This is a genomic window from Streptomyces sp. NPDC044063 (assembly GCF_056434285.1).
This window is the reverse complement of sequence record NZ_JBWKFM010000017.1, coordinates 95,737-118,589: the sequence shown is the minus strand read 5'-3', so window position 1 is coordinate 118,589 and position 22,853 is coordinate 95,737. Positions and strand designations below refer to the sequence as shown.

Below are 22,853 nucleotides of genomic sequence, written 5' to 3'. Positions count from 1 at the left end.
CGCCGTCCCTCTCGTCCTCGCCGGCCCGGCCACCCCGGGCGTCCTCGGCAGCCCACGAGTCCCAACCGTCACGACTGCCCCGACCATCCGGGCCGACCCCGCCGTCCCTCTCGTCCTCGCCGACCCGGCCACCCCGGGCGTCCTCGGCAGCCCACGAGTCCCAACCGTCACGGCTGCCCCGGCTGTCCGGGCCGACCTCGCCGTCCCTCTCGTCCTCGCCGGCCCGGCCACCCCGGGCGTCCTCGGCAGCCCACGAGTCCCAACCGTCACGACTGCCCCGACCATCCGGGCCGATCCCGCCGTCCCTCTCGCCCTCGCCGGCCCAGGCACCCCCGCCTGCCTGAGGATCTCCCGCGACCTGGGCGTCGCGACCGTCCCGGTCGCCCCCGGCGACCCCAGCGGCCTCGGGGTCCCCACCGTCCCAGTCGTCCCCGGCAGCCCCGACATCACTGCCGACCCGGGCTCCCCGGGCATCGCGGCCATCCCAGCCGGCTCCGGCAGCCCAGGCGTCCCCACCGGCCTGGTCGTGCCCACCGTCCCGATCGTCCCCGGCAGCCCCAAGGTCACTGCCGACCCGAGCAGCCCCGGCGTCGCGGCCATCCCAGCCAGCCCAGGCGTCCCCGCCGTCCTGGTCGTCCCCGGCGGCTCCGATGTCCCTGCCTGCCCGGGCACCTTCCCGGCCTGGCCCAGCGGCCCGGGCATGCCCACCGTCCCGGTCGTTCCAGGCAGCCCCGATGTCCCTGCCTGCCCCGGTGTCCCCGGAAGCCCAGGCGTCGCGGTCTTCCCGGCCCTCTCCGGCAGCCCGGACGTCGCGGTCGTCCCCGTCGGCGTCGGCAGCCGAGGCCGCCCCGCCGTCCCTGGGGTCCCACCCGTCGCCGACAGCCGAGCCGTCCCGGCCGACCCCGGCGTCGCGGCCGGCCCGACCATCCCCCGCCACCCAGGCATCCCTCACATCTCCCGCGGCCCCGGCCGCCCCGACCCCCCATTCCCGGGCATCGCCGGTGCCCGCCATGGCAGCCGTGTCCCGGGCCGCGTCGTCCGCCGCACCGGGACCGCCCTCGGCCGCAGCCGATCGGGCCTTCCGGCCGTCCTCCCGTCCGCCCCGGCCGTCAGCCCCCTCGGCGGCCCGGCCGCTCGCCCGCCCCGAAGCCGCGCTGTCCCCGCCCCGGGCGGAACCCGTCCCGCTTCCCCCGGCCCCGGCCCCCGCCGACAGCCCGGTGGCCTCCCCGTCGAGCTCCCACTCGATGTCGACCCACCCCTCGGCCTTCTCGACGGCGTCGGCGTCGGCCGCGCCGGCACCGGCCATGTCCACGCCGTCCTCATCGACGTCACGGCTCCCCGGCCCGGCCTCCAGCGCGGCGGCCCCCGGGACCGCCGCGCCCGGTGGGGGGCCGTCCGCCGGGAGGAGGATGCGGAGGAGTTCGAGGCGGTCGGCCAGGCCCAGGGGGACCCGGCGCCAGAACCAGGGGCCGAATTCGGCGAGGCCGCCCAGCGCGGGGGCCGACTCCGCGTCGAAGCCACCTGCCGCGAGGGAGCGGGCCGTGACACGTTCGGCGAGGAGCCGCAGCACGCCCAGGTACGGCGTGGCGTCCGGGACGCGCAGCAGCGTCTCACCGAGGAGGTGGGCGGCCCACCAGGCGGGGTCGGCGAGGGGGGCGCTGCCGCCCTTCTCCTTGGCCTCGGCGGCTGTCGCCCGCTGGGCGAGGGTCTCGACCGCGTGGACGAGGGCGCTGAGGCGGCGCGAGAGCTCGGTCGGCCCCGAGCGGCGGGCGAGCAGGAGGAGCGCCTGGAGGACAGGGCCGATGCGGTGCCGGGGCACGGGCAGCGGCCGGGGCGGCTCGGCCCGGTCGCCGCGCCGGCGCCGCCGGCCGGCGGCGGAGCGCGCGGCGCCGCCGGAGCCGGGCGGGGGCGGTACGTGGCCCTCGGGCGCCGGTACGGGGCCGCCGCCGGCGCGCGAGGGCAGGCGGACGGCGGCCTCGGCGGGCGGGCCCTCGGGTTCGTACCAGCGGTGGATCAGCGCGTGGAGGGCGGCGTCGAGGTCGAGGTGGGTGCCCTGCAACCAGTCGGCGAACTCCTCGTGGGCGAAGCGGTAGCCGGAGCCGGCCGGCACGAGGAGGCCCTCGGTGAGGACGGCGGAGGCCCAGCCCGTGCGCCAGGGGAAGAGCTCCTCGAAGGACTCCCGTTCCAGCTCCCCCTGCCCCGGCCCCAGACAGCGCCGGGCGGCCTCGTGGACCTGCCCGGCCACCCGGGCGGCGAGCCGCTGGACGGCCGCGCCGCGCAGCGGGGGCCGGCGGGCGGCGGCGAGCCGGACGGCGATGCGCAGGCAGATCAGGTCGAGGTGGGCGGCGAAGACGTCCCAGCGGCCGGGGGCGGCCTCGCCGGTGCCGCCGGCGCCCGCGGTGCCGTCCGGGAGCGCGGCCCGGACCTCGGCGAGCAGCCGGAGGGCGAGGGGGTGGCCGGCGTCGGCGGGGTCGATGGCGTCCGGTGGGATGCCGTAGGAGGCGCGGACCTCGGCGGCCTGGCCGGGGGAGAGCGCGGGCAGCCGGGAGCAGGGCGGCAGGGCGCGCGGGCCCGGCGTGGTGGGCAGGCCGCCGGTGCCGGAGACGTGGAGGGCCTCGCGGGGGAAGAGGGCGCCGGCGGTCTCCCAGTGCTCGGGGCGGCAGGCGACGATCAGGCGGGTGGCGTGGGTCCGGAGCCAGTCGGCGGTGGCGGCCGTCCAGGCGGGCAGGGCGTGGGCGAGGACGGGCGGCATCTCCTCCGGTCCGTCGAGGAGGACGAGCAGAGGGCGCCCCATGCGGCGGGCGAGCTCGGCGACGGCCTCGGGGGTGGCGGCGGAGGTGTCCCCGAAGGTGCCGGCGGGGCCCGCCGAGGCGGTGACGATGCGGCCGGCGGCGGCGAGGGCGCGGGCGAGGGCGTCGCGGACGCTCTCGTCGCCCACCATGAGGTCGGCGCCGCGCAGCCAGAGGGTGGGCGCGGGCTCGGCGCCGCGCGCCCGGCGCCCGGCCAGTGCGCCGAGCTCGGTGGTGCGGCCCGTGCCGGGGTCGCCGACCAGGCCGAGGACGTAGGCCCGGCCGCCGGGGTCGCCGGGTTCGACGTCGAGGAAGCGGGCGAACTCGCGCTCGGTCTCGGGGCGCTCCACGGGGTCGCGCCAGACCCGAGGGGTGACGACCGAGCCCAGGGCGGTGGCGGTGAGCTGGAGGGCGCCCGCGAGGTTCAGGTCGGGGCCGAAGGCCGGGACGCCGGCGGAGTTGCGGTGGAGCAGCTGGGAGAGCGGCCCGTCGGGGTCGGCCGCGGCGGCGGCGCGCAGGGGGATCGCGAATCCGGCGGCCCTCCGCTCGGCCTGGAGCGCGGTACCGAGGACGGCGATGACGGCCCCGCTGGCGGCGTCGAACACGGGCCCGCCGGTGGCCTCCTCCCCCAGCCGCAGCCCGGCGCGCTCGGACAGCGAGAGCTCCAGCGCCGCACCGAGGAGGTGGAAGCGGTCGGTGGCGGTGTAGGTGACGGGGACGTCGCCGACGATGCGGGCGTTGTGCCAGCGGCCGGCGCGCATCCGTACGTCCTTGCCGCCCTCGACGCGCTCGGCCGCGGCGACCGGCAGCGGGGGCACGCACAGGCCCTCGGTGCGGACGAGGGCCAGGTCGCACTCGGGGAGCGCGATGACGTCGTCCGCGGAGACGACGCAGGTCAGCTCGCCGTGGGCGTGCAGGACAAGGCGGGCGAGGCCGTCGACCGCCTCATGGCTGGTGATCAGTGTGCCGCGGTCGTCGGCGAGGAATCCCGTGCCCCGCGCGCGACCGGCGAGGTCGCGGATGCGTACCAGCGACTCTTCGGCATCGGTCCGCCGACCGTTCATTCCCGTCGAACCTCCCGCCGTGCTCGTGCACACGACGGTAGGCAGCGGATGATCGGCGAGACCAGATCACATCCTGAACGCGCCCCCTTCCACCCCCCTGGTTCACTCCGAGCGCCTGCCCGTTGGGGTGAATCATCCGTCCCGGATGGATAGAGACCAGTGGGAGGGGGATCGTGGGGCGGGGAACGCGCGACACGCGCTCCCCGCCCCACGGTGTGACGGCATCACCGCCGGCCGACCGGACCGGCCGACCGGACGAGGACCGGCCGGACGAAGACTGGCCGGACGAAGACCGGCCGCCCGGACGAAGACCGCCAGGCCTAGACGAAGACCGCCAGGCTCTTGGCCTTGCCGCCCTGGTTCTCCACCAGCACGAGGAAGCGGCCGTCGGGGCCGAAGACCGCGATCGGGCCGGTGGTGTCGAACGGCGGCACCTTGATCCGGACGCCGTTGCCCAGCAGGCGGGCCTGCTCGGCGTTCACGTTCCAGCGCTGGAAGGCGGCCTCGGCCGCCTCGGCGACGGGCATCACGGTCAGCTCCTCCTGGAGCTGCTCGAGCGTCCGCGCGTTCCCGATGCCGTACGGGCCGACCCGGGTGCGCCGCAGGGCCGTGAGGTGGCCGCCGACGCCCGTGTCGGCGCCCAGGTCGCGGGCCAGGGCCCGGACGTAGGTGCCGGACGAGCAGACGACGGAGACCAGCAGGTCCTGCACCGGAGTGCCGTCCTCGGCCGCACCGGGGTGCACGGCGTGCACGGTGAAGGACGAGACGGTCACCGGGCGGGCGGGGATCTCGAACTCCTCGCCCTCCCGCGCCCGCTTGTACGACCGCACACCGTCGATCTTGATCGCGCTGACCTTGGACGGCACCTGCATGATGGCGCCCGTGAGCTTGGCGATCCCGGCGTCGATGGCCTCGCGGGAGACCCCGGAGGCGTCGGTGGAGGAGGTGATCTCCCCCTCCGCGTCGTCCGTGACCGTGTTCTGGCCGAGCCGGATCGTCGCCACGTACTCCTTCTCGGTCAGCGCGAGGTGACCGAGGAGCTTGGTGGCACGCTCGACACCGAGGACGAGCACACCGGTCGCCATCGGGTCGAGCGTCCCCGCGTGGCCGACACGCCGGGTGCGGGCGATGCCCCGCATCTTGGCGACGACGTCGTGCGAGGTGAAGCCGGCCGGCTTGTCGACGATGATCAGGCCGTCCGGGCCGCTGTACTTCTGCTTCATTCGGCGGCGGCGTCCTTGTCGTCCCCGTCACCGGGCTTGCGGTACGGGTCGGCCTCGCCGGCGTACCGGGCGCCCGAGGAGGCCTGGCGCACCTGGGCGTCCGAGGCGCGCGCCTTGTCGAGGAGGTCCTCGATGGTCCGGGCGTTCTCCGGCAGGGCGTCCGCCACGAAGGTCAGCGTCGGCGTGAACTTCGTCCCCGCGGCACGGCCGACCTCGGAGCGCAGGATGCCCTTGGCGCTCTCCAGGCCCGCGGCCACGCCGGCCCGCTCCTCGTCGTCGCCGTAGACCGTGTAGAAGACCGTAGCCTCCCGCAGGTCGCCGGTGACCCGGGTGTCCGTGATGGTCACGTGCGAGCCCAGTCGCGGGTCCTTGATTCCGCGCTGCAGCTTCTGGGCGATCACCTCGCGGATGAGGTCCGCCAGCCTCTTCGCCCGCGCGTTGTCGGCCACTGGTCCGTCTCCTTCTCGTCTTCCAGCATCGTGCTCTCGGCGCCAGCCGACCGGTCAGTCGTCATGGTCGCCGTGGTACCGCCGTCGTACCGACAGCAGCTCCACTTCAGGACGTGCGGCGACCCAGCGCTCGCAGCGGTCCAGTAGGTCTGTGAGGTGCCCCGCGTCCCCGGAGACCGCCGCCACACCGAGGGTGGCCCGGCGGTAGAGGTCCTGGTCGCCGACCTCCGCCACGCTCACCGCGAATTTGCGGTGGAGCTCGGCGACGATCGGACGGACGACGGAGCGCTTCTCCTTCAGCGACCGTACGTCACCGAGGAGAAGATCGAAGGACAGTGTCCCTGCGTACATGCGTTACGGGTGAGGCCCACCCGGGAGGCGTGCGATGGCTCCCCCAGCGGAGGCTGGCGGAGTGTGCGTCCGTACGTGCGACCGGATGGTTCGCGGTGTACGGACTCTTCGAACCGTACACGCAACGGCCGGGGCCGATCGACGGAAATATGATCCGCCGACCGGCCCCGGTCACGCCACACGGGTGGCTGCACGGCTCAGCCGCGCGGCTTCTCCCGCATCTCGTACGTCGCGATGACGTCGTCGATCTTGATGTCGTTGAAGTTTCCGAGGTTGATACCACCCTCGAAGCCTTCGCGGATCTCGGTGACGTCGTCCTTGAAACGACGCAGACCGACGATGGTGAGGTCCTCGGCCACGACCTTGCCGTCGCGGATGAGGCGCGCCTTGGTGTTGCGCTTGACCTCGCCGGAGCGGATGAGGACACCCGCGATGTTGCCCAGCTTGGACGAGCGGAAGATCTCGCGGATCTCCGCCGTACCGAGCTCGACCTCTTCGTACTCCGGCTTCAGCATGCCCTTGAGGGCCGCCTCGATCTCCTCGATCGCCTGGTAGATGACCGAGTAGTAACGGACGTCGACGCCCTCGCGCTCGGCCATCTGCGTGGCACGGCCCTCGGCGCGGACGTTGAAGCCGATGACGATGGCGTCGGAGCCGGTCGCCAGGTTGATGTCCGACTCGGTGACCGCACCCACACCGCGGTGCAGCACGCGGATCTCGACCTCTTCGCCGACGTCGAGCTGGAGCAGCGAGGACTCGAGAGCCTCCACCGAACCGGACGCGTCGCCCTTGATGATGATGTTGAGATCCTGCACCAGACCGGCCTTGAGCACCTTGTCGAGGTCCTCGAGGGACACCCGGCGGGTGCGCTTGGCGAAGGCGGCGTTGCGCTCGCGCGCGGCGCGCTTCTCGGCGATCTGGCGGGCCGTGCGGTCCTCGTCGACGACGAGGAAGTTGTCGCCGGCGCCCGGGACGTTGGTCAGACCCAGGACGAGGACCGGGGTCGACGGACCCGCCTCGTCCACGTTCTGGCCCTTGTCGTCGAGCATGGCGCGGACACGGCCGTAGGCGTCACCGGCGACCATCGTGTCGCCGACGCGGAGGGTACCGCGCTGGACGAGGACGGTGGCCACGGCGCCGCGACCGCGGTCGAGGTGGGCCTCGATCGCGATGCCCTGCGCGTCCTGCTCCGCGTTGGCGCGCAGGTCGAGCGCGGCGTCGGCGGTGAGGACGACGGCCTCGAGCAGCTTGTCGATGTTCAGACCCTGCTTGGCGGAGATGTCGACGAACATCGTGTCGCCGCCGTACTCCTCGGCCACCAGACCGAACTCGGTCAGCTGACCGCGGACCTTGGTCGGGTCGGCGCCCTCGACGTCGATCTTGTTGACCGCGACCACGATCGGCACGTCGGCCGCCTTGGCGTGGTTCAGGGCCTCGATCGTCTGCGGCATGACACCGTCGTTGGCCGCCACCACGAGGATCGCGATGTCGGTCGACTTCGCACCACGGGCACGCATGGCGGTGAACGCCTCGTGACCCGGGGTGTCGATGAAGGTGATCTTGCGCTCTTCGTCGTTGACCTCGGTGGCGACCTGGTAGGCACCGATGTGCTGGGTGATGCCACCGGCCTCGCCCGCGACCACGTTGGTCTTGCGGATCGCGTCGAGGAGTCGCGTCTTACCGTGGTCGACGTGACCCATGACGGTCACGACCGGCGGACGCGCGACGAGCATCTCCTCGCCGCCCTCGTTCTCACCGAACTCGATGTCGAACGACTCGAGGAGCTCGCGGTCCTCCTCCTCGGGGCTGACGATCTGAACCTGGTAGTTCATCTCGCCGCCGAGGAGCTGCAGCGTCTCGTCGGAGACGGACTGCGTGGCCGTGACCATCTCGCCGAGGTTCATCATCACGGCGACGAGCGACGCCGGGTTGGCGCCGATCTTCTCCGCGAAGTCGGTGAGGGAGGCACCGCGCGACAGGCGAATGGTCTCGCCGCCGCCGCGGGGCAGCATCACGCCGCCCACGGACGGGGCCTGCATGGCCTCGTACTCCTGGCGACGCTGGCGCTTGGACTTGCGGCCACGACGGGCCGGACCGCCGGGACGGCCGAAGGCACCCTGCGTGCCACCACGGGCACCCGGGCCACCGGGACGACCGCCGAAGCCGCCGGGACGACCGCCGCCGAAGCCGCCGCCGCCACCGCCGGGGCCACCGCCACCGGGACGACCGGCGAAGCCGCCGCCGCCACCGGGACGACCGCCGCCACCGGGACCGGCCGGACGACCGGCGAAGCCGGGACGACCGGCACCGCCGCCGGGACGACCGGCACCGCCGCCGGGACCGCGACCGCCGCCACCGGGGCCCGGACGCGGGCCGGCAGCCGGACGCTGCGGCATCATGCCCGGGTTCGGGCGGTTACCGGCGGGGGCACCACCGGGACGCGGGGCGCCACCGGGAGCCTGCGGACGGGGCATGCCGCCCGGGGTGGGACGGGGACCCTGACCCTGCGGGCGCGGGGCACCGCCGGGACCGCCCTGCGGGCGCGGGGCACCGGGGCCGCCGGCACCCGGACGCGGGGCGCCACCCGGACGGGGGGCCTGCGGACGGGCCATACCGGTGGAGCCACCGGAGGTGAAGGGGTTGTTGCCCGGACGGGGACCGGCCGGACGGGCGCCACCGGGACGCGGGGCGCGCTCGCCGCCACCCTGACGGGGGCCGCGGTCGCCGCGGTCACCACGGTCGCCGGGACGGCCGGCGTCACGCTGGCCGCCGGGACCCGGACGGGCGCCGGGGCGCGGGCCGGGCGTGGCACCGGGACGCGGCGCGGGCGCGGCCGGACGCTCGGCGGCCGGCGCGGAGAACTCCGCGGCGGGCACCGGGGTCACCGGGGCGGGCTTGGCCGGAGCCGCCGGAGCGGGCTTCGGGCCCGGACGCGGACCGGGGGTCGGCGCGGGGCCGGCACCGGGGGTCGCGGGCTTCGGGGCCGCGGCCGGCTTGGGGGCCGGGGCGGCGGGACGGGGGGCCTGGGCGCCGGGAGTGGGGGCACCAGGCTTCGCGGGCGCCTTGCGCGGCGCCGCGGGCTTCGCAGCGGACTTGCCGGCGCTGCCGCCGGGCCCCTGCAATGCGTCAGTCAACTTACGGACGACCGGCGCCTCGATGGTCGAGGACGCCGAACGGACGAATTCACCAAGTTCTTGGAGCTTGGCCATGACGACCTTGCTCTCCACTCCGAACTCCTTGGCGAGTTCGTATACCCGGACCTTAGCCACTTCGCTCCTTCTAGGTCCGGGTGTCCGCCGGACCGTCGCTACTTCATGGGCGTACTCATCGCGTACTCATCGAGTGCTCATCGCAATCTCGACCTACTTCCAACTCGCGAGGTACCTGACAGTGGTCATCCCCGCGCGTGCGCGGGGCCGTTCTCCTGCTGGGCGGTCTGCTCGACGTACGTGCGCAGTGCCGCCGTGTCGAGCGGTCCCGGGATTTTGAAGGCCCGGGGGAACGCCCGGCGGCGTACCGCCAGATCGAGGCAGACCAGTGTGGGGTGCACGGAGGCACCCCGGCCGGGCAGCGTACCGCGAGGATCGGGGACGCAGGCGCCCTCGATCACCACGGTCCGCAGCAGTTCGCCCTTGGCCGCTCGCTCCCGGCACCCCACACAGGTGCGCTCAGGGCATGCGCGGGCATGCGTCCGGCCAGACACTGGTTAAGTCTACCTCCCCACGCCGACCTCACCCCTTCGGGGCACTGATCGTGCGCGTATGCGTTTCGGCCAAGATCGGCCAGGGATACAGGCCTGGATCAGGCCCCGCACGGGGCGGCACGGTGCGTCATGGTCGTTTTACGGACCGATTCACCGGGCGGGCGGACCGCTCGGGGGCGCTACCGCGCGCCCCCTGCCGCTTCCGTGCGCCTTTACTCGCCCTGCTGCTGCTCGGTGTCCGGGCGGATGTCGATCCGCCAGCCGGTCAGCCGGGCCGCGAGCCGGGCGTTCTGCCCTTCCTTGCCGATGGCGAGGGAGAGCTGGTAGTCCGGCACCGTCACCCGGGCGGAGCGGGCGGCGAGGTCGACGACCTCCACCTTGCTCACCCGTGCGGGGGACAGCGCGTGGGCGACGAGCTCCGCCGGGTCGTCCGACCAGTCGACGATGTCGATCTTCTCGCCGTGGAGCTCGGCCATGACCGCGCGCACCCGGCCGCCCATCGGGCCGATGCAGGCGCCCTTGGCGTTCAGGCCGGAGCGGGTCGAACGCACCGCGATCTTGGTGCGGTGGCCGGCCTCACGGGCGATGGCGGCGATCTCCACCGAACCGTCCGCGATCTCCGGGACCTCCATGGCGAAGAGCTTCTTCACCAGGTTGGGGTGGGTCCGCGAGAGGGTCACGGACGGACCGCGGACGCCCTTCGCCACCCGGACGACGTACGTCCGCAGACGCGTGCCGTGCTTGTACTCCTCGCCGGGCACCTGCTCCTGCACCGGCAGGATGGCTTCCAGCTTGCCGATGTCGACCAGGACGTTCTTGGGGTCCTTGCCCTGCTGCACGATGCCCGCGACGACATCGCCCTCGCGCCCCGCGAACTCACCGAAAGTGATCTCGTCCTCGGCGTCGCGCAGACGCTGGAGGATGACCTGCTTGGCGGTGGTCGCGGCGATCCGGCCGAAGCCGGACGGCGTGTCGTCGAACTCGCGGGGCTCCTCGCCCTCGGCGAGGTCCTGCGGGTCCTCCTTGGCCCACACCGTCACATGCCCGGTCGACCGGTCCAGCTCCACGCGGGCCCGGCGGCGGCTTCCCTCGGTGCGGTGGTACGCGATGAGGAGGGCCGACTCGATCGCCTCGACCAGCAGGTCGAAGGAGATCTCCTTTTCCCGCACCAGACCCCGCAGGGCGCTCATGTCGATGTCCACGGCTACGCCTCCTCTTGATTCTCGTCAATCTCGTCGTGCATGTCTGCGGCCTTTTCCGTGGCCTTACGGTTGAACTCGATCTCCACGCGCGCCTTGGCGATCTCACCGAAGGCCAGTCGACGGGCGGTGGGCTTGCGGCCCTTCACACCCGGCACCTCCAGGTCGAGCCCCTCGTCGTCCACGGCGACGATCCGCGCGACGAGCTCGCCGCCCTCGGCGAGCTGCGCCTTGATCAGACGGCCGGTGGCCCGGACGTAGTGCCGGTGCTGGGTGAGGGGACGGTCCGCGCCCGGGGAGGTGACCTCCAGGACGTAGGGCGCGCCGCCCATGACGTCGGTCTCGTCGAGCCGGACGGAGATGTCGCGGCTGAGGTCCGCACAGGTGTCCAGCTGCACGCCCTCGTCGGAGTCCACCACGATGCGCAGCACACGCCGCTTGCCGGCCGGCGTCACCTCGACCTCTTCCAGGTCCAGCTCCCGCGCGCTCACGAGAGGGGCCAGCAGCTCACGCAGCCGCTCGCTCTGGGTGGTGCTCATCCGGGTGACTCCTCGGCCGCGTGTGCTGTTGTGGGAAAGACGCGTGTCAGCCCAAAGCCTATCTGTTCCGGCAGCCGACTGACGATTCGGTGCCCGGTCCACGGCCATCCTGCCGCGCGCCGGTACGCTCGCGTGCGGTGATCATGCCCGGACGACGCGGAAAGAGGAACGTGCCGCTCACGACGACGACGCGGGGCGCCGGCGACCCCCGCAGACGCAGGGTACTGGTAGGGGGCGCGGCCGCCCTCATCGCGGTGGGCGCCGGCACGGCGCTCACCGGGTGTTCCGGCGGTGCCTCCGGCGCGGCCGACGAGCGCGCCTCGGCCGCCCAGCGGCTGCGGGAACGCGCCGGGCGGGACGCCGCGGAGCTGCTGCGGCGGTACGACGCCACCGCCGCCGCCCACCCGCCGCTCGCCGAGCGCCTGCGGCCCCTGAAGGCCGAAGCCGCCCGCCACGCCGAGGCGTTCGGGGCCGCGCCGGGCCCCTCCGCGGCCCCGTCGGGCACGCCCGGCGCGTCCCCCTCCCCCGCCGCGCCGCCGGAGGTGCCCGGCGACGAACGGGAGGCGCTGCGCGCGCTGGCCGCGGCCGAGCGCCGCGCCGCCGACGCCCGCGCCGCCGACCTCGGCGCGGCACCGCCCGAACTCGCCCGGCTGCTGGCCTCCGTGGCGGCGGCCGGCGCCGCCCACGCCTACCTGCTGACGGGAGAGGGCTCATGACGGCGCGCCAGGACTCCGAGGGGGCCGTGGCGGCCGCCCAGGCCGCCCTCGCGGCCGAGCACGCCGCCGTCTACGGCTACGGCGTCGTCGGCGCCCGGGTCGAGGAGGAGCACGCGGCGCGGGCGCGCGAGGCGTACGACGCCCACCGGGCGCGGCGGGACGCGATGAGCCGCGCGGTGCGCGCCCTGGGCGCCGAGCCCGGCGCGGCGGCCGCGGCGTACACGCTGCCGTTCGCGGTGACCGACGGGGCGTCGGCGGTGCGGCTGGCCACGGAGCTGGAGCGCCGGCTGACGGCCGTCTACGCCGATCTCGTACGGGCCGCCACCGGCTCCCTGCGCGGCGAGGCGGCGGCCGGGCTGCGCGAGGCGGCGGTGCGGGCGGTGCGCTGGAGCGGCGGCAGCGTAGCCTTCCCTGGGCTCGCGGAGCGGGCCTGACCGGCGGGAACGCCGCATCGGTGAACGAGGAGAGGGACTGCTCAGGGATGGCCACAGCGCACGACAGCCTCGAACCGCCCGAGCGGCTGGTTCGGACCCTGGGCTCCGACCCCGCCCACGCCGACGCGGCGCACGCGTGGCTGGCCGCGCTGCCGGGGCTCGCCCGGGAATGCCTCGCCCGCTGGGAGCTGACACCCGAACGGGTGCAGACCCCGGGCGGACGGACCAGCATGGTCGTCCTCGCGCGGCGCTCCGACGGCACGCCCGTCGCCCTCAAGCTGTGCGCGCCCGGTGGCGCGGCGGCCCTCGAACACGCCGCGCTCGCCCGCTGGGACGGCCGCTCGGCCGTACGGGTGCTGGACACCGCCCCGGAGGCGGACGCGCTGCTCCTCGAACGGCTGCACGGCGATGTGAGCCTGCGCTCGCTGGCCGAGGCCAAGGCCCAGCTGGAGGCGGCCGCCACACTGCAACGGCTGTGGGTGCCGCCGGCCGCCGAGGGCGCCGCCCACCCCTTCCCGGACGTGCCCGGGCACACCGCCGGGCCGGCCCGGGTGCTGCGCGAGCGCCGTGAGCTGCCGTGGGCGGCGGACGTCCGGGCCGTCCTCGACGAGGCGCTCGAACTGCGCGACGCGCTGGTGGCCGAACCTCCCGCCGGGGAGCCGGAGACGCTGCTGCACGGCGAGTACCACCAGGGCACCGTGCTGGCCGGCGACCGCTCGCCGTGGCTGGCCGTGGCCCCGCGCCCGCTCGTCGGCGAGCGCGCCTACGACCTGGCGTGGCTGGTCCGCGACCGCCTCGACACCCTGCTCGCCTCCCCGGGCGCCGCCGCGGCGACGCGCCGGCGGGTGGCGAAGCTCGCCGAGTCGCTGGACGTGGACCCCGTCCGGCTGCGCGGCTGGACGCTCTTCCGCGCCGCGGAGGCGGGGGCGCACCAGCTCGCGCTGGGGGCTCGTGGACAGGGCGAGCTCCTGCTGGAGTTCGCGAGCCTGCTCTGAGCCGGGGCCCCACGCCCCGTCAGCGGGCGGTCGTCAAAGGGCCGTCAGCCGGGCGATCGCCTCGGCCACGGTGAGCTCCTCCCGCTCCCCGGTGCGCCGGTCCTTCAGCTCGACGACGCCGTCGGGCGCGCCACGGCCCACGACGAGGATCGTGGGGACGCCGATGAGCTCCGCGTCCGTGAACTTCACGCCCGGCGAGACACCGGCGCGGTCGTCCAGCAGCACCCGGACGCCGGCCTCGGCCAGCCGGCCGGACAGCTCGGCGGCGAGCTCCGTCTGCACGGCCCGGCCGGCCGCCACGACGTGCACGTCGGCCGGCGCGACCTCGCGCGGCCAGCACAGCCCGGCGCCGTCGTGCGTCTGCTCCGCCAGCGCGGCGACGGCACGGGAGACGCCGATGCCGTACGAGCCCATCGTGACGCGCACGGGCTTGCCCTCCGGGCCGAGGACGTCGAGGCCGAAGGCGTCGGCGTACTTGCGGCCGAGCTGGAAGATGTGGCCGATCTCGATGGCCCGGCCGATCCGCAGTCCGGCGCCGCACCGGGGGCAGGGGTCGCCCGGCTGGACCACGACGACGTCGAGGTGGCGGTCGACGGTGAAGTCGCGTCCGCAGACGACGTTGCGGGCGTGGGTGTCCGGCTTGTTGGCGCCGGTGATCCAGGCGGTGCCGGGGGCGACCCGCGGGTCGGCGAGGTAGGGCAGGTCCAGGCCCTGCGGGCCGACGTAGCCGCGCACCAGGTCGGGCCGGGCCGCGAAGTCCTCGGCCGTCACCAGCTCGACCACGGCGGGCGCCAGGTGCTCCGCCAGCTTGCCCAGGTCCACCTCGCGGTCGCCGGGGACGCCGACGGCCGTGATCGTGCCGTCGATCTTGACGAGGAGGTTCTTCAGGGTCGCCGAGGCGGGCACGCCCAGGTGGGCGGCGAGCGCCTCGATGGTGGGGGTGTCCGGCGTGTCCAGCTCCTCCACCGGGCCGTGGCCCGAGGGGTCGGCGGGTGCCACCGCCGTGGTCACCGCCTCCGTGTTGGCGGCGTAGCCGCAGCCCGGGCAGTCGACGAAGGTGTCCTCGCCGGCCGCCGCGGGGGCCAGGAACTCCTCGGACGCCGAGCCGCCCATGGCGCCGGAGACGGCGGAGACGACGCGGTAGTCCAGGCCGAGCCGTTCGAAGACGCGGGTGTAGGCGGCGCGGTGGAGGGCGTAGGACGTGGCCAGGCCCTCGTCGGTGGTGTCGAAGGAGTAGGAGTCCTTCATCTGGAACTCGCGCCCGCGCAGCACGCCCGAGCGCGGCCGCGCCTCGTCCCGGTACTTGGTCTGGATCTGATAGAGCATCACCGGCAGGTCCTTGTAGGACGTGCACTGGTCCTTGACCGTGAGGGTGAAGATCTCCTCGTGCGTGGGCCCCAGCAGATACTCCGCGCCCTTGCGGTCGCGCAGCCGGAAGAGGAGGTCGCCGTACTCCTTCCAGCGGCCGCTCGTCTCGTAGGGCTCCTTGGGCAGCAGGGCGGGCAGGAGGACCTCCTGGGCGCCGATGGCGTCCATCTCCTCGCGCACCACGCGGGAGACGTTGTCGAGCACCTTCTTGCCGAGCGGCAGCCACGTCCACACCCCCGCGGAGGAGCGGCGGACGTAGCCGGCGCGGACCAGCAGCCGGTGGCTGGCGGTCTCGGCGTCGGCCGGGTCGTCGCGCAATGTCTTGATCATGGACGTGGACATGCGCTGGACGTGGGCCATGGTGTCTCCTGCCGGGCTGCGGATATGCCCCGGAGCGTAGACGGCGGGCCGGGCGCCACCAAAACGGTTTTGCCGGTCCCGCGGCAGGTCAGTCCTGCAACGGCAGCGGCGCCCCCATCACCGCGTAGGGCCGCGCGGCGCTCGGGAAGACCACGTTGCGGGCGAGGTCGCGGTAGCCCAGCTTGCGGTAGAGGGCCCGGGCCGGGCTCTCCTTGTCGATGGCGGACAGGATGGAGCGCGGTTCACGCGCGGTGGCCGTGAGGGCGGTGATCAGCGTCCGCCCGATCCGCCGGTTCTGGAAGGCGGGATGGACGTGGAGCTCGGTGATGACGAAGGAGTCGTCCAGCCAGACGTCGTTGCCGTTGGCGCGCAGATACGGTTCGACGACCGTGGACCACCAGTGCGCGCGGTCGTTCGGCATGCCGTAGACGAAGCCCACCAGCCGCCCGCCGGGGGTGGTGGCGCCCAGGGCACGCGCCCCTGGGCACTCCAGGTGCCGGAGCACGATATGGCGCCGCACGCCGACCTCTTCGGGAGTGAGCCCGAACGCGAGCGCCTGGACGCCCAGGGCCTCGTCCACCCGTGCGGCGAGGTCGAGCGGTCCGAACGCGATGTCATCCATGCGGGGGAGGCTACCCGTCCGTACCGCCGGCGGACGCTCAGAACAGCACGCTCATGAACGCGCCGACCTCCTCGAAGCCCACCCGCCGGTAGGCGGCCCGGGCCGCGGTGTTGTAGTCGTTCACATAGAGGCTGACGACCGGGGAGACCTCGCGCAGGGCGTGCCGGAGCACGGCGGCCATGCCGGCCACCGACAGGCCGCGGCCGCGGTGCTCGGGGGCGACCCAGACGCCCTGGATCTGGCAGGCGCGGTCGGTGGCGGCGCCGATCTCGGCCTTGAAGACGACGCGGCCGTCCTCGAACCGGGCGAACGACCGTCCGGAGCCGACGAGCTCGGCGACCCGCGCCTGGTAGAGCAGGCCGCCGTCGCCGGCGAGCGGGGAGACCCCGACCTCCTCGGTGAACATGGCCACGCACGCCGGCATGATCAGGTCCATCTCGTCCTTGCGGACGCGGCGCACCAGCGGGTCGGGCTCGATGGTCGCGGGCATCGCCGTGGTGACCATCAGCGGCTGGTGGGAGCGGACCTCGCGGGCCGGGCCCCAGTGGGGTTCGAGGAGGGACCACAGCTCGGCGGTGGCCTCGGCCGGGCCCACGATGGAGGAGCAGCGGCGGCCGGAGCGGCGGGCGCGGTCGGCGAAGGCGCGGACGGCCTCGGGGCCGGCGCAGATGGGGACGAGATTGGCCCCCGCGTAGCAGAGCGACTCCAGGCGGCCGCCGGCGAACCAGCCCCACATCTCGCCGCCGAGGCGCCACGGGTCGAGTCCGGCGACCTGGACACGCGCGGCGACGAAGGCATTGGCCACGGGGTCGCGGTCGAGGACGGCGAGAGCCGCGTCGAGTTCGCCGGGCTCCAGGACCTTGGTGGTGGTCGTCGTCAGCACGAGTGGGTTTGCCTCACCGTCGCGGGCCGGAGGCCAAGGGGGAATCAGGTCCTGGCACTGTACCTCCCGCGCCGTGCGGCCACCCCTTCGTCGGCGGGAACGCCGCCGCCCCGCACGGGGCGGGGCGGCGGCGCCACGGCGACGGCGGGCGGGTCAGCCCGCGACGCTGATGGTGGGCTCGCCGGAGGCGACGCCGTCCTTCTCCATCTGCTCGGCGATCTTCAGCGCCTCCTCGATGAGGGTCTCCACGATCTTCGACTCGGGGACGGTCTTGATGACCTCGCCCTTGACGAAGATCTGGCCCTTGCCGTTGCCGGAGGCGACGCCGAGGTCGGCCTCGCGGGCCTCGCCGGGGCCGTTGACGACGCAGCCCATGACGGCGACGCGCAGCGGCACCTCCATGCCCTCCAGGCCGGCGGTGACCTCCTCGGCGAGCTTGTAGACGTCGACCTGGGCGCGGCCGCAGGACGGGCAGGAGACGATCTCCAGGCGGCGCTGGCGGAGGTTGAGCGACTCCAGGATCTGGATGCCGACCTTGATCTCCTCGGCCGGCGGGGCGGAGAGGGAGACGCGGATGGTGTCGCCGATGCCCTCGGAGAGCAGGGCGCCGAAGGCGACGGCCGACTTGATGGTGCCCTGGAAGGCCGGACCGGCCTCGGTGACGCCGAGGTGCAGCGGGTAGTCGCACTGGGCGGCCAGCTGGCGGTAGGCGTTGACCATGACGACCGGGTCGTTGTGCTTGACCGAGATCTTGATGTCGCGGAAGCCGTGCTCCTCGAAGAGCGACGCCTCCCACAGCGCGGACTCGACCAGGGCCTCCGGGGTGGCCTTGCCGTACTTCTGCAGCAGGCGGCGGTCGAGGGAGCCGGCGTTCACACCGATGCGGATGGGCGTACCGGCGTCGCCGGCGGCCTTCGCGATCTCCTTGACCTTGTCGTCGAACTGCTTGATGTTGCCCGGGTTGACCCGGACGGCGGCGCAGCCGGCGTCGATGGCCGCGAAGACGTACTTCGGCTGGAAGTGGATGTCCGCGATCACCGGGATCTGCGACTTCTTCGCGATGATCGGCAGCGCGTCGGCGTCGTCCTGGGTCGGGCAGGCGACGCGGACGATCTGGCAGCCGGACGCCGTCAGCTCGGCGATCTGCTGCAGCGTGGCGCCGATGTCCGAGGTGCGGGTGGTCGTCATGGACTGCACCGACACGGGGGCGTCGCCACCGACGGCGACGGATCCGACCTGGATCTTGCGGCTGACCCGGCGGTCGGCGAGCTTGGTCGGAACGGACGGCATTCCCAGCGAAATCGCAGTCATGTGGCGAGCAACCCCAAGGTGTGAATCATGGTCCCGAGATCGGCGGGCTCCGGGATCGAGGTTACGGCACGCGATCCCTTCCGGGCACATTGCCGGTCCCCTGCCGGGGGCGCCTTTCCCTTGTCCGCGCTGACGCGCGTCGTCCTCAAACGCCGGACGGGCTGGAATCAGCCCGTCCGGCGTTTGAGGACCGCGGGTCCGGGGCGGAGCCCCGGAAGCGGCTACGTCAGCCGCACCGGGTTCACCACGTCCGCGATGAGCACCAGCAGCGTGAAGCAGACGAAGATGCCCGCCACCACGTACGCCACCGGCATCAGCTTCGCCACGTCGAACGGGCCCGGGTCGGGGCGCCGGAAGACCTTGGCGAGGGAGCGGCGGACCGACTCCCACAGGGCGCCCGCGATGTGCCCGCCGTCCAGCGGCAGCAGGGGCAGCATGTTGAACAGGAACAGCGAGAGGTTGAAACCCGCGACGAGGAAGAGCATGGTCGCGATCTGCTGCGACGGCGGGATGTCGAGGTTGAAGACCTCGCCGCCGACGCGGGCGGCGCCGACGACACCCATGGGCGAGTCGGCCTTGCGCTCGGCACCGTCGAAGGCCGCGTTCCAGAGGTCGGGGATCTTGCCCGGAAGGGCGATGAGCGACTCGACGCCGGACTGCACCATGTCGCCCATACGGTCTACGGACTGTCCGAAGGACTGCTGGACGACGCCCGTGGCGGGAGTGAAGCCGAGGAAGCCCGCGGTCACGTACTGGCCCTTGAGGGGGGCGCCCTTGGCGTCGTACTTCTGGACCTGGTTGGAGATCAGGTCGGCGTGGAGCGTCCGCTCCCGGCCGTCGCGCTCGACGGTGATCGTGGCGGGGCCGGTGGTCCGGCGGATCTCCTTCTGGAGCGTGGTCCAGTCGGTGGCCCGGTGGCCGTTGAAGGCGACGATCCGGTCCTTGGGCTGGAGGCCGGCCGCCTTCGCCGGGGAGTCCTTGGCGCCCGACGGGCACTTGTCCGTGGGGGCGCTGGCGGACACCACGCAGTCCGAGACGGCCGAGACCGTCGTCGTCTGGGTGTTGACGCCGAACGACATCATCACGCCGAGGAAGATCGCGACGGCCAGGACCAGGTTCATGAACGGTCCCGCGAACATCACGATCACGCGCTTCCAGGGCTTGCGCGTGTAGAACATCCGGGTCTCGTCGCCCGGCCGCAGCTCCTCGTAGGCCGCCGAGCGGGCGTCCTCGATCATGCCGCGCCAGGGCGAGGTGGACCGGGAGGTGACACGGCCGTCCTCGCCGGGCGGGAACATGCCGATCATGCGGATGTAGCCGCCGAGCGGGACGGCCTTGATGCCGTACTCGGTCTCGCCCCGGCGCCGCGAGAAGATCGTCGGCCCGAAGCCGACCATGTACTGCGGCACGCGGATGCCGAAGAGCTTGGCGGTCGAGAGGTGGCCGAGCTCGTGCCAGGCGATGGAGAAGAGCAGGCCCACCACGAAGACGACTATCCCGAGGATGGTCATCAGTGTCGTCATGCGCGGGCCTCCGAGGTCGCTTCCGCCGTACGGGCGCCCGTACGGGCCGCCAGTTCACGGGCCCGGGCACGGGCCCAGGTCTCCGCCTGCAGGACGTCCGAGACGGTCAGACGGGTTCCCGCGGCGGGGGTGCCGTGTTCCGCCACCACCTCGGCGACGGTGTCCACGATCCCATTGAACGGCAGGTGCCCGCTCAGGAACGCGTCGACGCACTCCTCGTTGGCGGCGTTGAACACGGCGGGGGCCGTGCCGCCGAGGCCGCCGACGTGCCGGGCGAGGGCGACCGAGGGGAAGGCCTCCTCGTCGAGCGGGAAGAACTCCCAGGTGGAGGCCTTGGACCAGTCGAAGGCGGGGGCCGCGTCGGGGACCCGCTCGGGCCAGCCGAGGCCGATGGCGATGGGCCCGCGCATGTCCGGCGGGGTGGCCTGGGCCAGGGTCGAACCGTCGGTGAACTCCACCATCGAGTGGACGTACGACTGCGGGTGGACGACGACCTCGATGCGGTCGAACGGAATGTCGTAGAGCAGGTGGGCCTCGATGACCTCCAGCCCCTTGTTCACCAGGGTGGCGGAGTTGATCGTGATCACCGGGCCCATGGACCAGGTCGGGTGGGCCAGCGCGTCGGCCGGGGTGACCGAGGCCAGCTCGGCCTTCGTACGGCCGCGGAAGGGGCCGCCGGAGGCCGTGACGACCAGCTTGCGCACCTCGGCGCGGGTGCCGCCGAGCAGGGCCTGGAAGAGCGCGGCGTGCTCGGAGTCCACCGGGATGATCTGGCCCGGCGCGGCGAGGGCCTTGACCAGCGGGCCGCCGACGATCAGCGACTCCTTGTTGGCCAGGGCCAGCGTCCGGCCCGCCTCCAGGGCGGCGAGGGTGGGGGCCAGGCCGATGGAGCCGGTGATGCCGTTGAGGACCGTGTGGCACTCGCCGCGGGCCACCTCGGTGGCCGCGTCGGGCCCGGCCAGGATCTCCGGCAGCGGCGCGGCGCCGTACCGCGCGGCCAGCGCCCCGCGCAGCTCGCCGGCCTTGTCGGCGCGCGCGATCGCGACCCGGCGGACCCCCAGTCGGTGCGCCTGCTCGGCGAGCAGCTCCACCCGGCCGCCGGCAGCGGACAGGGCGGTGACCGTGAAGCGCTCGGGGTTGCGCAGCACGAGGTCGATGGCCTGGGTGCCGATCGAGCCGGTCGAGCCGAGGATCACGATCTCGCGCGGTCCGTCACCGGGGTGGGCGGTGGCGGAGTAGCGGAGGTGCGGGTCAGCGAGGGAGTCCGTCATTCCACCATTGTGGCCGCTGCGCCGGGGCGGCCCGACAGGGCGTCCCGGTGCGGCGGCCACGGGCGGCGGGCCGGGGCTCCTACGGGGCCGGGGTGGTCCGGTGGACGGGGCGGTGGACGTTCTCGGCCTTGGACGGGCCGGGGGCGGCCTCCGCGATCCAGGGGCCGTCGCCGCTGGGGTCGACGATGCCGCTCTCCAGCCAGGTGTAGGCGCCGGACAGCACACCGGAGACGACCTTGCGGTCGAGCTCGTCGGTGTTGCTCCACAGCCGTCCGAAGAGCTCCTCCACGCGGATGCGGGACTGCCGGCAGAAGGCGTCGGCCAGCTGGTAGGCCTCGCTGCCGTGGTCGCCGCGGACCCGCAGGTGCTCGGCGCGCACGCAGGCCGCGCTCATGGCGAAGAGCTCGGCGCCGATGTCGACGATGCGGCCGAGGAAGCCCTGCTTGGTCTCCATGCGGCCCTGCCAGCGGGACATGGCGTAGAAGGTCGAGCGGGCCAGCTTGCGGGAGGAGCGCTCGACGTAGCGCAGGTGGCCGGAGAGGTCGCGGTGGCCGGCCGGGTGGAACTCGGCGTAGGTGCGGGGCAGCTGCCCGGGGCCCGTCATCAGCTTGGGCAGCCAGCGGGCGTAGAAGCCGCCCGCGCGGGCGCCGGCGCGCGCCTTGTCGCCCAGCGACTTCTCGGGGTCGATGAGGTCGCCGGCGACGGAGAGGTGGGCGTCGACGGCCTCGCGGGCGATGAGCAGGTGCATGATCTCGGTCGAGCCCTCGAAGATGCGGTTGATGCGCGAGTCGCGCAGCATCTGCTCGGCCGGGACGGCGCGCTCGCCGCGGGCGGCCAGCGAGGCGGCGCTCTCGTAGCCCCGGCCGCCGCGGATCTGGACCAGCTCGTCGGTCATCAGCCAGGCCATCTCGCTGGAGTAGAGCTTGGCCAGCGCGGCCTCGATGCGGATGTCGTTGCGGTCCTCGTCCGCCATCTGGCCGGAGAGCTCCAGGACCGCCTCCAGGGCGAAGGTGGTCGCGGCGATGAAGGAGATCTTGGCGCCGACGGCCTCGTGCCGGGCGATGGGCTTGCCCCACTGCTCGCGCGCGCCGGACCACTCGCGGGCGATCTTCAGCGCCCACTTGCCGCCGGAGACGCACATGGCGGGGATCGAGAGCCGGCCGGTGTTGAGGGTGGTCAGCGCGATCTTCAGGCCGGCGCCCTCGGGCCCGATGCGGTTCGCGGCGGGGACGCGGACCTGGTGGAAGCGGGTGACGCCGTTCTCGATGCCGCGCAGGCCCATGAATGCGTTGCGGTTCTCGACCGTGACGCCCTCGGCCGAGGCCTCGACGACGAAGGCGGTGATGCCGCCCTTGTGGCCCTCGCTCCGGGGCACCCGGGCCATGACGACGAGCAGGTCGGCGACGACGCCGTTGGTGGTCCACAGCTTCACGCCGTCGAGGACGTAGTCGTCGCCGTCGGGCACGGCGGTCGTGGCCAGCCGGGCCGGGTCGGAGCCCACGTCCGGCTCGGTGAGCAGGAAGGCGGTGATGTCCGTGCGCGCGCAGCGCGGCAGGAACCGCTCCTTCTGCTCCTGGGTGCCGAAGAGCTTCAGCGGCTGCGGCACGCCGATGGACTGGTGCGCCGACAGCAGGGCGCCCACGACGGGGCTCGCGGACCCCACCAGGGCGAGCGCCTTGTTGTAGTACACCTGGGTGAGGCCGAGACCGCCGTACCGGACGTCGATCTTCATGCCGAAGGCGCCGAGCTCCCGGAGGCCCTCGACCGTCTCGTCCGGGATCCGTGCCTCGCGCTCGATCCGGGCGCCGTCGACGCTCGTCTCGCAGAAGTCGCGGAGCCTGGCGAGGAACTCCTCCCCGCGCCGGACGTCGTCGGCCGCGGGGGTCGGATGCGGATGGATCAGGTCGAGTCGGAACCGGCCGAGGAAGAGCTCCTTGGCGAAGCTGGGCTTCTTCCAGTCCTGCTCGCGGGCCGCCTCGGCGACCTGGCGGGCTTCGCGCTCGGAGACCGGTCGTACGGATGGTGCGGTCATCGGGCACCTCACCGTGTGAGT

17 protein-coding genes and 1 pseudogene are annotated in these 22,853 nt (G+C 73.8%); 3 read left to right on the top strand and 15 right to left on the bottom strand.

Annotated elements, in window-relative coordinates; translation table 11 throughout:
* The 8 genes and pseudogenes from AC07BS_RS21705 to rimP form a co-directional block, all read right to left on the bottom strand.
* Window positions 1–3,853, bottom strand: a pseudogene (locus tag AC07BS_RS21705) (hypothetical protein); the annotation flags it as partial.
* 320 nt (window positions 3,854–4,173) lie between these two features.
* Window positions 4,174–5,076 (bottom strand): tRNA pseudouridine(55) synthase TruB, encoded by a 903-nt coding sequence (gene truB / locus AC07BS_RS21700; protein ID WP_478933869.1) that lies wholly within the window; start codon window positions 5,074–5,076, stop codon window positions 4,174–4,176.
* A complete protein-coding gene (gene rbfA / locus AC07BS_RS21695; RefSeq protein WP_478650332.1) occupies window positions 5,073–5,525 on the bottom strand; it encodes a 30S ribosome-binding factor RbfA in 453 nt (150 codons plus the stop codon). The genes truB and rbfA overlap by 4 nt, the downstream gene beginning before the upstream one ends.
* A 54-nt stretch (window positions 5,526–5,579) precedes the next feature.
* On the bottom strand, window positions 5,580–5,876 hold the full coding sequence (locus tag AC07BS_RS21690) for a DUF503 domain-containing protein (protein ID WP_478650330.1): 297 nt from the start codon (window positions 5,874–5,876) through the stop codon (window positions 5,580–5,582).
* Window positions 5,877–6,073: 197 nt separating this feature from the next.
* Window positions 6,074–9,145 carry a translation initiation factor IF-2 gene (infB, locus tag AC07BS_RS21685; protein ID WP_478650328.1) on the bottom strand — a complete coding sequence of 1,024 codons (3,072 nt, stop codon included), beginning with the start codon at window positions 9,143–9,145 and terminating at the stop codon, window positions 6,074–6,076.
* Window positions 9,146–9,270: 125 nt separating this feature from the next.
* Window positions 9,271–9,579, bottom strand: coding sequence for a YlxR family protein (locus AC07BS_RS21680; RefSeq protein WP_478650325.1), 309 nt, complete (start codon window positions 9,577–9,579; stop codon window positions 9,271–9,273).
* A 212-nt stretch (window positions 9,580–9,791) separates the two neighbouring features.
* Window positions 9,792–10,781, bottom strand: a complete 990-nt coding sequence (gene nusA, locus AC07BS_RS21675; RefSeq protein ID WP_399934605.1) for a transcription termination factor NusA — start codon at window positions 10,779–10,781, stop codon at window positions 9,792–9,794.
* 2 nt (window positions 10,782–10,783) lie between these two features.
* Window positions 10,784–11,317: a ribosome maturation factor RimP gene (rimP, locus tag AC07BS_RS21670; protein WP_478650323.1), complete on the bottom strand. Its 534-nt coding sequence runs from the start codon at window positions 11,315–11,317 to the stop codon at window positions 10,784–10,786.
* Window positions 11,318–11,487: 170 nt separating this feature from the next.
* Here rimP and AC07BS_RS21665 point away from each other — a divergent pair, with 170 nt between their 5' ends.
* The 3 genes from AC07BS_RS21665 to AC07BS_RS21655 are packed head-to-tail and all read left to right on the top strand — an operon-like array spanning window position 11,488 to window position 13,462.
* Window positions 11,488–12,033, top strand: a complete 546-nt coding sequence (locus tag AC07BS_RS21665; protein WP_478933867.1) for a hypothetical protein — start codon at window positions 11,488–11,490, stop codon at window positions 12,031–12,033.
* Window positions 12,030–12,467, top strand: a complete 438-nt coding sequence (locus AC07BS_RS21660) for a ferritin-like domain-containing protein (protein ID WP_478650319.1) — start codon at window positions 12,030–12,032, stop codon at window positions 12,465–12,467. Before AC07BS_RS21665 ends, AC07BS_RS21660 begins: the two co-directional genes overlap by 4 nt.
* 47 nt (window positions 12,468–12,514) lie before the next feature.
* Window positions 12,515–13,462 (top strand): aminoglycoside phosphotransferase family protein, encoded by a 948-nt coding sequence (locus AC07BS_RS21655; RefSeq protein WP_478650317.1) that lies wholly within the window; start codon window positions 12,515–12,517, stop codon window positions 13,460–13,462.
* Between the two features lie 33 nt (window positions 13,463–13,495).
* On the opposite strand, the gene AC07BS_RS21650 is transcribed toward AC07BS_RS21655, so the two are convergent.
* The 7 genes from AC07BS_RS21650 to AC07BS_RS21620 all read right to left on the bottom strand — a co-directional run bounded on the left by AC07BS_RS21650 (window position 13,496) and on the right by AC07BS_RS21620 (window position 22,832).
* Window positions 13,496–15,190: a proline--tRNA ligase gene (locus tag AC07BS_RS21650; RefSeq protein ID WP_478933864.1), complete on the bottom strand. Its 1,695-nt coding sequence runs from the start codon at window positions 15,188–15,190 to the stop codon at window positions 13,496–13,498.
* A gap of 88 nt (window positions 15,191–15,278) precedes the next feature.
* Window positions 15,279–15,812: a GNAT family N-acetyltransferase gene (locus tag AC07BS_RS21645; protein WP_478650313.1), complete on the bottom strand. Its 534-nt coding sequence runs from the start codon at window positions 15,810–15,812 to the stop codon at window positions 15,279–15,281.
* Between the two features lie 37 nt (window positions 15,813–15,849).
* Window positions 15,850–16,695, bottom strand: coding sequence for a GNAT family N-acetyltransferase (locus AC07BS_RS21640; RefSeq protein WP_478650311.1), 846 nt, complete (start codon window positions 16,693–16,695; stop codon window positions 15,850–15,852).
* Window positions 16,696–16,848: 153 nt separating this feature from the next.
* Window positions 16,849–18,006, bottom strand: a complete 1,158-nt coding sequence (gene ispG / locus AC07BS_RS21635) for a flavodoxin-dependent (E)-4-hydroxy-3-methylbut-2-enyl-diphosphate synthase (protein WP_466315849.1) — start codon at window positions 18,004–18,006, stop codon at window positions 16,849–16,851.
* Window positions 18,007–18,227: 221 nt separating this feature from the next.
* A complete protein-coding gene (locus AC07BS_RS21630) occupies window positions 18,228–19,529 on the bottom strand; it encodes a M50 family metallopeptidase (protein WP_478650308.1) in 1,302 nt (433 codons plus the stop codon).
* Entirely contained in the window at window positions 19,526–20,800 is a 1,275-nt protein-coding gene (dxr, locus tag AC07BS_RS21625; protein ID WP_478933861.1) for a 1-deoxy-D-xylulose-5-phosphate reductoisomerase, read from the bottom strand. The genes AC07BS_RS21630 and dxr overlap by 4 nt, the downstream gene beginning before the upstream one ends.
* A 79-nt stretch (window positions 20,801–20,879) precedes the next feature.
* The gene (locus AC07BS_RS21620; RefSeq protein ID WP_478650304.1) at window positions 20,880–22,832 is read right to left on the bottom strand and encodes an acyl-CoA dehydrogenase family protein; all 1,953 of its coding nucleotides are present in this window, start codon (window positions 22,830–22,832) and stop codon (window positions 20,880–20,882) included.
* Window positions 22,833–22,853 lie beyond the last annotated feature (21 nt).

Excerpts from the sequence above, each read along its gene's own strand:
- truB (WP_478933869.1), bottom strand. The coding sequence starts at position 5,076 with ATGAAGCAGAAGTACAGCGGCCCGGACGGCCTGATCATCGTCGACAAG.
- AC07BS_RS21690 (WP_478650330.1), bottom strand. The coding sequence starts at position 5,876 with ATGTACGCAGGGACACTGTCCTTCGATCTTCTCCTCGGTGACGTACGG.
- rimP (WP_478650323.1), bottom strand. The coding sequence starts at position 11,317 with ATGAGCACCACCCAGAGCGAGCGGCTGCGTGAGCTGCTGGCCCCTCTC.
- AC07BS_RS21660 (WP_478650319.1), top strand. The coding sequence starts at position 12,030 with ATGACGGCGCGCCAGGACTCCGAGGGGGCCGTGGCGGCCGCCCAGGCC.
- AC07BS_RS21655 (WP_478650317.1), top strand. The coding sequence starts at position 12,515 with ATGGCCACAGCGCACGACAGCCTCGAACCGCCCGAGCGGCTGGTTCGG.
- AC07BS_RS21650 (WP_478933864.1), bottom strand. The coding sequence starts at position 15,190 with ATGGCCCACGTCCAGCGCATGTCCACGTCCATGATCAAGACATTGCGC.
- AC07BS_RS21645 (WP_478650313.1), bottom strand. The coding sequence starts at position 15,812 with ATGGATGACATCGCGTTCGGACCGCTCGACCTCGCCGCACGGGTGGAC.
- ispG (WP_466315849.1), bottom strand. The coding sequence starts at position 18,006 with ATGACTGCGATTTCGCTGGGAATGCCGTCCGTTCCGACCAAGCTCGCC.
- AC07BS_RS21630 (WP_478650308.1), bottom strand. The coding sequence starts at position 19,529 with ATGACGACACTGATGACCATCCTCGGGATAGTCGTCTTCGTGGTGGGC.
- dxr (WP_478933861.1), bottom strand. The coding sequence starts at position 20,800 with ATGACGGACTCCCTCGCTGACCCGCACCTCCGCTACTCCGCCACCGCC.
- AC07BS_RS21620 (WP_478650304.1), bottom strand. The coding sequence starts at position 22,832 with ATGACCGCACCATCCGTACGACCGGTCTCCGAGCGCGAAGCCCGCCAG.